The organism is Bradyrhizobium sp. BRP23 (genome assembly GCF_020194135.1).
GTDB classification, from domain to species: domain Bacteria; phylum Pseudomonadota; class Alphaproteobacteria; order Rhizobiales; family Xanthobacteraceae; genus Bradyrhizobium; species Bradyrhizobium yuanmingense.
Map to the genome: position 1 here is coordinate 50,860 of NZ_JADYVW010000020.1, position 12,080 is coordinate 62,939.

At 65.0% G+C, this 12,080-nt stretch carries 12 protein-coding genes; 1 reads left to right on the top strand and 11 read right to left on the bottom strand.

The features are described 5' to 3' along the window. Window positions 1-21: 21 nt before the first annotated feature. Window positions 22-963, bottom strand: coding sequence for a tRNA (adenosine(37)-N6)-dimethylallyltransferase MiaA (gene miaA / locus I6F24_RS33720; RefSeq protein ID WP_225137973.1), 942 nt, complete (start codon window positions 961-963; stop codon window positions 22-24). Window positions 964-974: 11 nt separating this feature from the next. Between miaA and serB the strand changes: the two genes are divergently transcribed. After that, window positions 975-1,880 carry a phosphoserine phosphatase SerB gene (serB, locus tag I6F24_RS33725; RefSeq protein ID WP_225137972.1) on the top strand — a complete coding sequence of 302 codons (906 nt, stop codon included), beginning with the start codon at window positions 975-977 and terminating at the stop codon, window positions 1,878-1,880. Between the two features lie 143 nt (window positions 1,881-2,023). Here serB and I6F24_RS33730 read toward each other — a convergent pair whose 3' ends face one another. The 10 genes from I6F24_RS33730 to I6F24_RS33775 form a co-directional block, all read right to left on the bottom strand. Further along, window positions 2,024-3,541 carry a Do family serine endopeptidase gene (locus I6F24_RS33730; RefSeq protein WP_225147803.1) on the bottom strand — a complete coding sequence of 506 codons (1,518 nt, stop codon included), beginning with the start codon at window positions 3,539-3,541 and terminating at the stop codon, window positions 2,024-2,026. 144 nt (window positions 3,542-3,685) lie between these two features. Continuing rightward, window positions 3,686-3,892: a DUF2065 domain-containing protein gene (locus tag I6F24_RS33735; protein WP_225147804.1), complete on the bottom strand. Its 207-nt coding sequence runs from the start codon at window positions 3,890-3,892 to the stop codon at window positions 3,686-3,688. Window positions 3,893-3,964: 72 nt separating this feature from the next. After that, window positions 3,965-4,861 carry a protease modulator HflC gene (locus tag I6F24_RS33740; RefSeq protein WP_036037453.1) on the bottom strand — a complete coding sequence of 299 codons (897 nt, stop codon included), beginning with the start codon at window positions 4,859-4,861 and terminating at the stop codon, window positions 3,965-3,967. Next, entirely contained in the window at window positions 4,858-5,994 is a 1,137-nt protein-coding gene (hflK, locus tag I6F24_RS33745) for an FtsH protease activity modulator HflK (protein ID WP_036024980.1), read from the bottom strand. The genes I6F24_RS33740 and hflK overlap by 4 nt, the downstream gene beginning before the upstream one ends. Window positions 5,995-6,147: 153 nt before the next feature. Beyond that, on the bottom strand, window positions 6,148-6,657 hold the full coding sequence (locus tag I6F24_RS33750; protein ID WP_225150308.1) for a dihydrofolate reductase: 510 nt from the start codon (window positions 6,655-6,657) through the stop codon (window positions 6,148-6,150). Next, entirely contained in the window at window positions 6,657-7,142 is a 486-nt protein-coding gene (locus tag I6F24_RS33755) for a GNAT family N-acetyltransferase (RefSeq protein ID WP_036006580.1), read from the bottom strand. The genes I6F24_RS33750 and I6F24_RS33755 overlap by 1 nt, the downstream gene beginning before the upstream one ends. Before the next feature lie 6 nt (window positions 7,143-7,148). Continuing rightward, window positions 7,149-7,943, bottom strand: a complete 795-nt coding sequence (locus tag I6F24_RS33760; protein ID WP_225150306.1) for a thymidylate synthase — start codon at window positions 7,941-7,943, stop codon at window positions 7,149-7,151. Window positions 7,944-8,116: 173 nt separating this feature from the next. Then, on the bottom strand, window positions 8,117-9,097 hold the full coding sequence (locus tag I6F24_RS33765) for a tripartite tricarboxylate transporter substrate binding protein BugD (protein WP_225150304.1): 981 nt from the start codon (window positions 9,095-9,097) through the stop codon (window positions 8,117-8,119). Window positions 9,098-9,235: 138 nt separating this feature from the next. Next, window positions 9,236-10,750, bottom strand: coding sequence for a tripartite tricarboxylate transporter permease (locus I6F24_RS33770; RefSeq protein ID WP_036006571.1), 1,515 nt, complete (start codon window positions 10,748-10,750; stop codon window positions 9,236-9,238). A 7-nt stretch (window positions 10,751-10,757) separates the two neighbouring features. Then, on the bottom strand, window positions 10,758-11,519 hold the full coding sequence (locus I6F24_RS33775; protein ID WP_036024976.1) for a tripartite tricarboxylate transporter TctB family protein: 762 nt from the start codon (window positions 11,517-11,519) through the stop codon (window positions 10,758-10,760). Window positions 11,520-12,080 lie beyond the last annotated feature (561 nt).

A 12,080-nucleotide genomic window follows, 5' to 3' on the forward strand; every position in this document is an offset into this window, starting at 1 on the left:
GGAACCCGGCACAAAAGCGCGTCAGTCGGTGCGCCGTTCCGCCGGCACGGCCGCGGCGAGCCATCCGCTCGCTTGCTCCGGCCTCACCCATTCGAAGTCCGGCAGCTGGTGCCGGAACCAAGTGAATTGCCGCTTGGCGTAATGGCGGGTATCGGCGCGGCCAATGCTGGCGGCCTCCTCCAGGCTGAGCTCGCCGCGCAGGTGCCGGATCAAGGATGGCACGCCGTGGGCCTTCATGGCCGGCAGCAGCGGATCAAGATGCCTGGCGGCGAGCCGCTCGACCTCCTCGAGCGCGCCGGCGCCCAGCATGGCATCGAAACGGGCATCGATGCGGGCATAGAGCTCGTCACGCTCGGGCGCGAGGAAGACCGCGCGAAATCTGTCCTTGGGCAGCAGCGGTGGCTGTCCCTCCCGCTGCCAATCGAGCAGCGAACGGCCGGTTGCCTCGATCACCTCGAGCGCGCGGGCGATGCGGGTGCGGTCGCGCAGGTTCAATCGCTCGGCCGCGCGCGGATCGCGGACTGCGAGTTCCGCGTGCAGCGCTTCGACGCCGTTCCGTTCCAGCCGCGCGCGCACATCCTCGCGCAGCTCGGCGGGGATCGGCGGCACCGCGGAGAGACCTGTGGTCAGCGCCTTGAAATAGAGCCCGGTGCCGCCGATGAAGATCGGCAGCTGTCGCTGCGCCCTCGCCTCGTCGAGCGCCTTCGCCGCATCGCTTACCCAGGCACCGGCCGAGAAATTCACGGCGGCATCGACGTGGCCATAGAGACGATGCGGCACGAGCGCCTCGTCCGCCGCGGTCGGCCGCGCCGTGATGATGCGGAGGTCACGATAGACCTGCATGGAATCGGCATTGATGACGACGCCGCCGGCGGCACGCGCAAGCTCCAGCGCCAGCGCCGACTTGCCGCTGGCGGTCGGGCCTGCGATAAGCACGGCCTTGCTCGAATACCCCTCGCTCACGAAAACCTCAAATGTCCCTCGTCGCCACGCTGATCTGCAACCCTGACAATCCCGCGCTCGACTCGACCATCGTCGATGGCGCCCGCGCCGTGCTGCCGCAGGCGGCGCCCGCGCACTGGCTGTTCGACGGGATTGCGGTCGACATCCCCTTCGGCGCGGACAGTAACCTCGAAGGCGACCGCAACGCCATCGAGCAGCGGCTCCGCGAGCTCCGCGGCGATTTGCCCATCGACATCGTCGTGCAGCCTGTCGGCTTCCGGCGCAAGAAGCTTTTTCTCGCCGACATGGATTCCACCATGATCGGCCAGGAATGCATCGACGAGCTCGCCGATTTCGTCGGGGTCAAGGCGCATGTCGCTGCCATCACCGAGCGTGCGATGCGCGGCGAGATCGAGTTCGAGCCGGCGCTGCGCGAGCGCGTCGCGCTGCTCAAGGACCTGCCCGCCAGCGCGGTCGACGAAGTCCTGGCCAAGCGCATCACGCTGACGCCGGGCGGCCGCGAGCTGGTCGCCACCATGCGCGCGAACGGCGCCTATACCTGCCTCGTCTCTGGCGGCTTTACGCTATTCACGAGCGCGGTCGCCGCCAAGATAGGTTTCCAGGAGAACCGCGCCAACGAGCTCGTCGTGCGCGACGGCAAGTTCACCGGGGAAGTGAAGGAGCCGATCCTGGGCCGCGCGGCGAAGCTCGCGACCTTGGTGGACCTGATGGAATCGTTCGATCTCGACGACATCGACTCGGTCGTGGTCGGCGACGGCGCCAACGATCTCGCGATGATCCAGGCCGCGGGTCTGGGCGTGGCCTATCACGCCAAGCCGGCGGTGGCTGCCACCGCGGCCGCGCGGATCGATCACGGCGATCTCACCGCGCTGCTCTATGCGCAGGGGTATCGGCGCGAAGAGTTCGTGGAGGGGTAAAGCCTCCCCTCTCGCTGTCATCGCCCGCGAAGGCGGGCGATCCAGTATTCCAGAGACAGCGAACTAGAACCGAGAAGCCGCGGCGTACTGGATGCCCCGCCTTCGCGGGGCATGACAGTTGAATGTGGCGCGAACAGCGCCCACTACTGCACGCTCAGCGCGACGAACCGCAGCTCGCCCTCGCCGTTCGAGACCAGCAGCAGCACCGATTTCTTGCCATCCTTCTTGAGCTGGTCGACCCGCTTCTGGATGTCGGCGCCGCTCGACACCGCCTCCTGCGCCACCTCGACGATGACGTCGCCGGCGGACAGACGCTTATCGGCGGCGTCCGAATTGGTGTCGACATTGGTGACGACCACGCCCTTGACGCTGTCCTTGATCTTGTAGCGCGTGCGCAGATCCTTGCTCAGCGTAGCAAGATCGAGGCCCAGCGCTTTCTGCGTCACCGGCTTCTCCGGCGCCGGCTCGTCGGTCTTCACCGCGGCCTGCACCTTGTCGGGATCCTGGAGGCGGCCGAGCGTGACCTTCTTGATCTCTTCCTTGCCCTTGCGGATGATGACGACGTCGACCTCCTTGCCGACCGCGGTGTCGGCGACGACGCGGGACAGATCCTTCGGGTCCTTGACGTCCTTGCCGTCGAACTTGACGACGACGTCGCCGGGCTCGATGCCGGCGGGCTTGGCCGGGCCCTTGTCGTCGACACCGGCGACCAGCGCGCCCCGCGCGGGCTTGATGTTGAGGCTTTCGGCGATCTCGTCGGTGACGCTCTGGATGCGCACGCCGAGCCAGCCGCGGCGCAGCTCGCCGAACTGGCGGAGCTGGTCGACGACGCCCACCACCGTCTTCGACGGCACGGCAAAGCCGATGCCAATGGAGCCGCCGGACGGCGAGATGATCAGCGTGTTGACGCCGATGACGTCGCCGTCGAGATTGAACAGCGGGCCGCCGGAATTGCCGCGGTTGATGGATGCGTCGGTCTGGATGTAGCTGTCGTACGGCCCGGAGGAGATGTCACGGTTCTTGGCCGAGACGATGCCGGCAGTCACCGTGCCTCCCAGGCTGAAGGGATTGCCGATTGCGACCACCCAGTCGCCGAGGCGCAGCTTGTCGCTGTCGCCGAACTTGACCGCGACCAGCGGCTTCGTCGGCTTGATCCTGAGCACAGCGAGATCGGTCTTCTTGTCGACGCCGACCAGCTCGGCCTTGATCTTGGTGCCGTCGTTGAGGATGACGTGGATCTCGTCGGCGTCCGCAATGACGTGGTTGTTGGTGACGACGACGCCCGCGGTGTCGATGATGAAACCGCTTCCGAGCGAATTGGTCTTGCGCGGCGCGCTGTTCTCGCCGCCCTTGCTGCCGCCGCCGGGCCCTCGGCGGTTCTTGAAGAAATCGTCGAAGAACTCTTCGAAGGGTGAACCGGGCGGCAGCTGCGGCATCGAGTTGCTGCCCCCGCCCTTGGCTTCGACGTTCTGCGAGGTCGAGATGTTGACGACCGCGTCGATCACCTTCTCGGCGACGTCGGCGATGCCATCCGGTCCACGCGCATGGGCCGGCGCGCCGAACGCGCTGCAAGCACCGATGGCGAGCGCAACCAGCCCAAGTCGAACACCAAATCGCGCGCGGCGGCGCGAGCAGGACGGGGCATTGGTGGCAGCGGTCATTGTGATCTCCAGGCGAAAGGGATTCGGCGCCAGACTGCGCTCGAACGGGGGCGCGGCGCAAGCGCGGAGCTTATCGGGCCTCAAGAGCCCGATAATACGGCGAAAACCAGTCTGGCGCCTTCACTTTGGCGTTGGGCCGAAGGCCTAAATCGGGCGCCGCATAACCCAGATCAGGACCAGGCCGGCCACGGCCGAGCCGATCCCGACCGCCCGCAGGATGCTGTCCGGCGTGGCGATGGCGCTTTTCATGGCTTTGCGCATCCAGTTTGGACTGGCCGCGAACATCAAGCCTTCGAGGACGAACAGGATGCCTAGGCCGATGAGGAAGTCGGCGAACGCAATGGACCTCATCGGAATGGAACCTCCCGCTATGCTGTTCTTGTCTGGACGAAGGGCGGCGAAATCCGCCGCCCTTTGTCTGGCTTACGGCTTCGCCTGCGTCTCGGTTGGCGTCCTGCCTGAGGGGCTACCGAAGTACCGGAAGAAATCCGACTCCGGCCGGAGCAGGAAGCGGGTATCGTTCGCACGCAACCCGTTCTCATAGGCCGTCATCGACCGGTAGAAGGCGAAGAAGTCGGCGTCCTTGCCGTAGGCTTCTGCAAACAGGCGGTTGCGTTCGGCATCGCCCGCACCACGGGTCTGCTCAGCCTGCGAATTGGCCTCAGCGATGATGACGGTCGCCTCGCGGTCGGCCCTGGACCTGATCTCCTGGGCCTTCTGCCCACCCTGTGCCCGGAACTCGGCGGCCTCGCGCTCACGCTCGGTCTTCATGCGCAGGTAGACCGCCTGGCTGTTCTGCTCCGGCAGGTCGGCGCGGCGGATCCGGACGTCGACGACCTGAATGCCGTAGCCATCGGCCTCGCGGTCGAGCTGGTCGCGAATGCGCAGCATCAGCTTCTCGCGGTCGTCGCGCACCACGTTGATGAAGGTCACCTCGCCGAGCACGCGGCGCAGCGCCGCGTTCAGGAGCGTGGTGAGCTGGATGTTGGCGGCCTGGATCGAGCCGACGCTCTGATAGAAGCGCAGTGCGTCCTTGATGCGGTAGCGCGCGAAGGCGTCGACCACGAGCCGCTTCTGGTCGGAGGCGATCGCCTCCTGCGACGGGTTCTCCAGATCGAGAATCCGCTTGTCGATGTTGATCACCGAGTTCCAGGGCGCCTTGAAGTGCAGGCCGGGCGCGGTGACGACGTCGACCGGCCTGCCGAACTGGAGCACGATCGTCTGCTCGGTCTGCTGCACGGTAAACAACGACATATAGCCGACGATCACGACGAACAGGAGGGCGAGCAGCGTGACAAAACCTGTGACTGGAGACTTCATCGGGTGCCTCCGCTCGACTGCGGACCAGTCGTAGGTGTCCGCTTTGGCGCCAGTTCGGGAAGCGGCAGATAGGGCACGACGCCCTGGCCCGAGGGGCCACCATCATAGACGAGCTTGTCAGCCCCGCCGAGCACGCGCTCCATCGTCTCCAGGTAAATCCGTTCACGCGTCACGTCGGGCGCCTTCTTGTATTCCTCGTAAACCTTCAGGAACCGCGCGCTCTGGCCCTTGGCCTCGGCGACAGCCTGTTCCCTGTAACCTTCGGCATCCTGCTGGATCTTGGCCGCGCGTCCACGCGCCTGGGGGACAACCTGGTTGGCATAGGTCTGCGCTTCGTTCTGCAGCTGCTCCTGATTGGCGCGGGCCGCCTGGACGTCGCGGAAGGCGTCGATCACCTGCGCGGGCGGATCGACCTTCTGCATCTGCACCTGGGTGATCTGAATGCCTGCACCATAGCTGTCCAAAGTCCTCTGGATCAGCTCGTGCACGTTCTGCTCTGTGACGTTGCGCGCTCCGGTTAGGATCGGCTGGATCTGAGACCGGCCGATCACCTCGCGCATCGCACTCTCGGCGACCGCCTTCACGGTACCCTCGGGGTTCTGGATGTTGAAGAGGAAATCACCGACACCGTCCGGCTTGATGCGCCAGAGCACGGTGAAATCAACGTCGACGATGTTCTCGTCGCCGGTCAGCATCAGGCTCTCTTCCGGCACGTCCCGAATGGAGCGGCCGCGCCGCGCCGGATCCTCGATCACCGTCATGCCGATCGAGGTGGTGTTGACGCGCAGCGCCTTCGGCAGCAGCACGGTCTCGATCGGATAAGGCAGATGATAGTTCAGACCCGGCTGCACGGTGCGGACGTGCTTGCCGAAACGCATCACCACGCCGAGCTCTTCGGACTGCACGCGGAAGAAGCCCGACAGCAGCCAGAATGCGACGATCAGCAGGATGATCAGCGTGATGCCGATGCCGGAGAAATAACCGCCCGGCATGATCTGTTGGAGGCGGTCCTGGCCGCGCCGCAGAAGGTCTTCCAGATCCGGCGGCCTCGGCCCGACCGGTTGCGGGCCTGAGCCCCACGGTCCCTTTGGACCCGAGCCCCACGGGCCACCGCCCTGATTCTTCCACGGCATTCGACGTTCTCCTCGGCAGGGTGGAATTGCCACCGCCCGCTTTGTCCGGTCCGGCTTTATAGGGGACAGGCAAGTCCCTTACAACGCAGCCCTGACCGTCTTCCGAGCTATGCTCGGGCACGAAAAAGTCAATGTAAACATTGGCAAAAGCGGTTAATGGCCGCGCCGCCGACGATATGTCACATAGGACAGGTCGGCGCTGTCGTCGGGGCCGGCCGGATGGCGGATGCGTTCGACCTCGTTCCATTCCGCCTTGTCGATGTCGAAACGCGTGTCCCCTTCGGGGCGCGCGTGCACTTCGGTGATCTCGAGACGATCGGCACGACCGAGCCATTGCCGGTAGATCTCGGCGCCGCCGATCACCGCGATCTCAGTGATCGAACGCCGCAGAGCGTCGCCGCGCGCGACTGCCTCCGCATCCGCTGGCGATGTCGTGACGATGGCGCCATTGGCGCGATAGGCCGGATCGCGCGTGACCACGATATTGGTGCGGCCCGGCAGCGGCCGGCGCAGGGTCTCGAAGGTCTTGCGGCCCATGATCACAGGCTTGCCGATCGTCAGCGCCTTGAAGCGCGCCATATCGGACTTCAATCGCCACGGCATCGCATTGCCCGCGCCGATGACGCCATTCTCCGCGATGGCGACGACGAAGACGATCTCCATCAGGCAGAGCTCCCGGCAAGCTGGGTCAGCGCAGGCCCGGTGACCCGGCACAGCGTCCAGTCGTCCATCATGACCGCGCCGATCGATTTGTAGAACGCGATCGAGGGTGCGTTCCAGTCGAGGACCGCCCATTGCAGGCGCGACCAGCCGCTGTCGACGCATTCCCTGGCGAGATAGGCCAGCAGCGCCTTGCCGAGGCCCTTGCCCCGATGCGACGGCCGCACATAGAGATCTTCGAGATAGATGCCGTGACGGCCGCTGAAGGTGGAGAAATTGAGAAACCACACCGCGAAGCCGACCGGCTCACGGTTCCACTCCGCGATCGCGCAATAGAGCTGCGGCCTCTCGCCGAACAGCGCGTCGGCGATGTCAGCCTCGGTCGCTTCGACCTCGTGCGACAGCTTTTCGTACTCGGCGAGCTCGCGGATGAAGGAGAGAACGAGCCCGGCTTCCTCGGGCCGTGCACGGCGGATGGTGAGCGACATAGGGCGCTAGACCGCCACTTCCGCCTTGATGTGCGGATGCGGATCGTAGCCGACGAGCTCGAAGTCTTCGTAGCGGAAAGAGAAGATGTCCTTTACCTCAGGATTGATCCGCATCACCGGCAGCGCGCGCGGCGCGCGGCTGAGCTGCAGCCTCGCCTGCACCAGATGGTTGGAATAGAGATGAGTGTCGCCGAGCGAGTGCACGAAGTCGCCGGGCTTCAGGCCTGTGACCTGCGCGACCATCATGGTGAGCAGCGCGTAAGAGGCGATGTTGAAGGGCACGCCGAGAAACACGTCGGCCGACCGCTGATAGAGCTGGCAGGACAGCTTGCCGTTCGCGACATAGAACTGGAACAGCAGGTGGCAGGGCGGCAGCGCCATCTTCTCGACGTCGGCCGGATTCCAGGCGGTGACGATCAGGCGGCGGGAATCAGGCGTGCGCTTGATCATGTCGATGACATTGGCGATCTGGTCGATGCTGCGCCCGTCGGCCGTGGGCCAGGAGCGCCATTGATGGCCGTAGACCGGGCCGAGATCGCCATTGGCGTCCGCCCACTCGTCCCAAATGGTGACGCCGTTGTCGCGCAGATATTTGATGTTGGTGTCGCCCTTCAGGAACCAGAGCAGTTCATGCACGATCGCCTTCAGCGGCAGCCGCTTGGTCGTCAGCATCGGGAAGCCGGCCGACAAATTGAAGCGCATCTGGTGGCCGAACACCGAGAGCGTGCCGGTGCCGGTCCGGTCGGTCTTCTCGGCGCCGTCGGAAAGAATCCGCTCGAGCAGGTCCTGATACTGGTGCATGTTGCGACTGAGCCTTTGGGGAGGCGGCGAACTTAACGACACCCCCCGCGCTACGACAGCGGCGATTCGCTGTCGCCGTCGATTATACCCGGAAAAGTGAGTGTTCCCGGCACAAACAGCAAGGGGCGGAACTCAGCGTTCCGCCCCTCGCCTAGCGCCTTGATCGCCTTCGCTTAATTCGCCGGCTTGAGCACCGGGCTCCACTTCGCGATCTCGCTCTTGACGAGGGTCGCCAGCGCCTCCTGGGTTCGGTCCTTCGGCGCGGGGATGACGCTGCCGAGCTCGAGCAGGCGCTTCTTCACCGTCTCGTCGTCGAGCGCCTTGACGGCGGCGGCGTTCACGCTTGCCACGATCGCGGGCGAGGTTCCCTTGGGCGCGAACATCGCGTTCCAAGCCTGAGCCTGGAATGCCGGCAGGCCGGCTTCCGCCGTGGTCGGCACGTTCGGCAGCGACGGGTTTCGTTCGGCCGTGGCGATCGCATAGGCCTTGATGGTGCCGGCATTGATCTGCGGGACGGCGTTGACGATCTGGTCGCACATGTAGTCGACCTGACCCGCCACCAGCGCGTTCATCGCAGGTCCCGTGCCGTTGAACGGCACGCCGACGGGCTTGATGTCGAGGATGGAGTGGAGGAGTTCGCACGAGACGTGCGAAACCGAACCGACGCCTGCATGCGCGGCATTCACCTTCTCGGCATTCGCCTTCACATAGGTGACGAACTCCTTGAGATCCTTCGGCGGAAAGTCCTTGCGCGCCAGGATCAGAATCGGCGTGCCGGCCAGCAATGCGATCGGCTCGAAGTCCTTCTCGGGGTGATAGGCCAGCTTCGGATAGAGCGGCACGGAGGCGGCATGCGTGCCCATATGCCCGGTGATCAGCGTATAGCCATCGTTGGCCGCACGCGCGGCACGCGTCGTGGCGGTGGTGCCGCCGGCACCGACCACGTTCTCGATGATGATGCTCTGCCCCAGCGTTTGCGCCATGTGCCCGGTGACGATGCGTGAGATCACGTCAGTCGGCCCGCCGGCTGCGAACGGGACGATCACGGTAATGTTGCGCGTCGGATAGGTCTGCGCCTCAGCCGCTGCGATGAAGGCGCCCAGCGATGCTATCGCTGCTGCACATGCGCCTGTAAGCGCGCGAATGAACGTCATGGCGATCCTCCCTTTGGACACAATAAAATGCCGGCCCAAAGGCCGGCATTTCCATTTCACAAAGCCGTAACACAAGTCGATTCGACTTCCGAATGCGGCGCGCCGACGCAGGACCGAGCCGACTCGGCGCGCACGACCTCAGTTCTCGGACTCGGTGAACACCTCGTCGCGCTTGGCGCGCAATACAGGTAGCACCGTAAGGACGAGCAGGCTTGCCGCGACCGCAAGCAGCACCGCCGACAACGGGCGCGTCAGGAACACGCTCCAGTCGCCACGCGAGATCAGCAGCGCCCGGCGCAGGTTCTCCTCCATCAGCGGTCCTAGCACCATGCCGAGCAGCAACGGCGCCGGCTCGAAATCGTGCTTGATCAGCCAATAGCCGACGAGACCGAAGACGCCCGCGAGGATGACGTCGACCGGCGCGTTGTTCACCGAATAGATGCCGATCGCGCAGAAGATCACGATCGAGGGGAACATCAGCCGATAGGGCACGCGCAACAGCCGCACCCAGATTCCGACCAGCGGCAGGTTGATGATGATCAGCATCAGATTGCCGATCCACATCGAAGCGATCATGCCCCAGACCAGATCCGGCTGCTTCTGCATCACCTGCGGACCGGGCACGATGCCGTGGATGGTCATCGCGCCCACCATCAGCGCCATCACAGCGTTCGGCGGGATGCCGAGGGTGAGCAGCGGAATGAACGAGGTCTGTGCCGCGGCATTGTTGGCACTCTCCGGCCCCGCCACGCCCTCGATCGCGCCGCGGCCGAACCGGGACGGGGTCTTTGAGAGCTTCTTCTCGAGCGTGTAGGCCGCGAAGGACGCGATCACCGCGCCGCCGCCGGGCAGGATGCCGAGGATCGAGCCGAGCACGGTGCCGCGCAGGATCGGCGGCGTCGCATCGCCGAGGTCCTTCCTGGTGGGCATCAGTCCGGTGATCTTCTGCTGCACCAGATCGCGGTTCATCTCGGCGCCGTGGTCAAGGTTGCGGATGATCTCGGCAAAGCCGAATACGCCCATCGCCACGGTCGCAAAGCCGAGACCGTCGGCGAGCTCGGGAATGTTAAAGGCCATGCGCGAGGCGCCGGTCTCGATGTCCGAACCGACCATTGAGAGCAGCAGTCCGAACACGATCATCGCAATCGCCTTCAGCACCGAGCCCTTGGCCAGCACCACCGCGAAGATCAGGCCGAGCACCATCAGCGAGAAATATTCGGCCGGGCCGAACGCCAGCGCGAGTTTCGTCAGCGGTGCGCCGAGCAGTGCGATCAGGATGGTCGCAACGCAGCCGGCGAAGAACGAGCCGATCGCGGCGATCGCGAGCGCCGGACCGGCGCGGCCCTGCTTGGCCATCTGGTGACCGTCGATGGCGGTCACGACCGATGTCGCCTCACCGGGTATGTTGACCAGGATCGACGTGGTCGAGCCGCCATATTGCGCGCCGTAATAGATGCCGGCGAGCATGATCAGCGCGCCGACCGGCGGCAGCCCGAAAGTGATCGGCAGCAGCATCGCGACGGTGGCGATGGTGCCGATGCCAGGGAGAACGCCGACCAGCGTTCCGACCAGGGCGCCGATCAGGCACATCAACAGGTTGATCGGGGTGAACGCGACGGCGAAGCCGTGAGCAAGATTGGCAAAGATATCCATCACGCCCTCACTGGATCAGGAAACGCGGATACATCGGCATCGGCAGCCCGAGCACATAGGGAAACAGGATTGCGCAGCCGACCGTCAGGCAGGCGCCGACGATCACCGCTTCCAGCCAGCGCGTCTCGTGCGAGCCCGTCGCCGCGATCATGAAGCTCGAGAAGGCCGTGACAACGAGACCGAGGGACCGGATCGACAGGGCGAAGAACAGGATCGCCGCCACCACGAACAGCGGCCCGCGCCAGGAATAATGCGCAAGCGCCGGTCCCGCCGTGATCAGGCCGGTCAAGGCGATGCCGGCAGACAGGGCAACCAGCAGCCCGCCGAACATACGTGGCGCAGTGCCCGCACCGAAGGAGAAGCCACGCATGCCCTGCAAATCGCTCGATGCCCACAGCGCAAACAGGGCAACGGCCATCAGCACGACGCCGCCGACATAATCTTGCGCCGAGCGGATGGTCATAAACAGCGTGAGGATCGCCACCGCAAACAGCGGATAGGAATAGATCAGCGCCAGCAGCACCTCGGACGACATCTTCTTTGCGCCGCCGCCGAATGATCCGAAGAGGGCGCTCGGCGCGCCGGCCAGCAGCGCCGTCGCATGACCGGTGACGACCGCCGCCGGACCGCGGCCGGTCCCCCAGCCGAAAATCGTCCCGATCGACCAGATCAATTCGAAAATCTGCGGCGCAATCGCCAGCAGACAAAAGCCGAGCGCCACCCGGGTGTTTCGGGTGGCCGTCGCTGAGTGGCCCATCGTGTCGGCCATGCCTGTCTCCTCCGCGACCTGTAAGTCACGAGCACTGTTGTTCTAAATCGGCTGGAACTGGATACCCGCCCGGATCACTGCCTAGCGATTTTCATCAGACAATGCCAGCAAAACCCAACACGCCGCGGCAAGCAAAAGCCAGAGGGGATTGATGCGCGAGATGGACGCGACCACTGCAACCATCGCGGTCAGACGCAGTGCAGCAATTGCTGGATCGGCCCGATTAACGTCACGATAAGCGTTCGGACCTGGCAAGTCCTGCGAGGTCGGACCGGTGTCCTGGTCGGCCTCTGGTGCTTCGCCTCAACCGCGGTGCAGTGGGTCTCGCGCACTGCCGGCGCAGCGGCGACGGCGAAGAGCGAGATCGGGCCGAAGTGGAGATCAGCGCCTAGTCGGCTTGCGGCTCGTCACGCTGCTACTTTCCGCCGCAGGAAATTGAACGTCGCTGAGACTGACATTGTCCGTTCGCTGGAGCAGCAGCGTCATCATGCGCATGGCCGCAACGATCGGGACTGCCGGGCAGGAGATGCGCAAGGATTCGGCACATCGGGCTGGCGACCT

Bases quoted from the DNA above. Each gene is read 5' to 3' on its own strand.
- serB (WP_225137972.1), top strand. From the start codon at position 975: ATGTCCCTCGTCGCCACGCTGATCTGCAACCCTGACAATCCCGCGCTC.
- I6F24_RS33730 (WP_225147803.1), bottom strand. From the start codon at position 3,541: ATGACCGCTGCCACCAATGCCCCGTCCTGCTCGCGCCGCCGCGCGCGA.
- I6F24_RS33735 (WP_225147804.1), bottom strand. From the start codon at position 3,892: ATGAGGTCCATTGCGTTCGCCGACTTCCTCATCGGCCTAGGCATCCTG.
- I6F24_RS33740 (WP_036037453.1), bottom strand. From the start codon at position 4,861: ATGAAGTCTCCAGTCACAGGTTTTGTCACGCTGCTCGCCCTCCTGTTC.
- hflK (WP_036024980.1), bottom strand. From the start codon at position 5,994: ATGCCGTGGAAGAATCAGGGCGGTGGCCCGTGGGGCTCGGGTCCAAAG.
- I6F24_RS33750 (WP_225150308.1), bottom strand. From the start codon at position 6,657: ATGGAGATCGTCTTCGTCGTCGCCATCGCGGAGAATGGCGTCATCGGC.
- I6F24_RS33755 (WP_036006580.1), bottom strand. From the start codon at position 7,142: ATGTCGCTCACCATCCGCCGTGCACGGCCCGAGGAAGCCGGGCTCGTT.
- I6F24_RS33760 (WP_225150306.1), bottom strand. From the start codon at position 7,943: ATGCACCAGTATCAGGACCTGCTCGAGCGGATTCTTTCCGACGGCGCC.
- I6F24_RS33765 (WP_225150304.1), bottom strand. From the start codon at position 9,097: ATGACGTTCATTCGCGCGCTTACAGGCGCATGTGCAGCAGCGATAGCA.
- I6F24_RS33770 (WP_036006571.1), bottom strand. From the start codon at position 10,750: ATGGATATCTTTGCCAATCTTGCTCACGGCTTCGCCGTCGCGTTCACC.
- I6F24_RS33775 (WP_036024976.1), bottom strand. From the start codon at position 11,519: ATGGCCGACACGATGGGCCACTCAGCGACGGCCACCCGAAACACCCGG.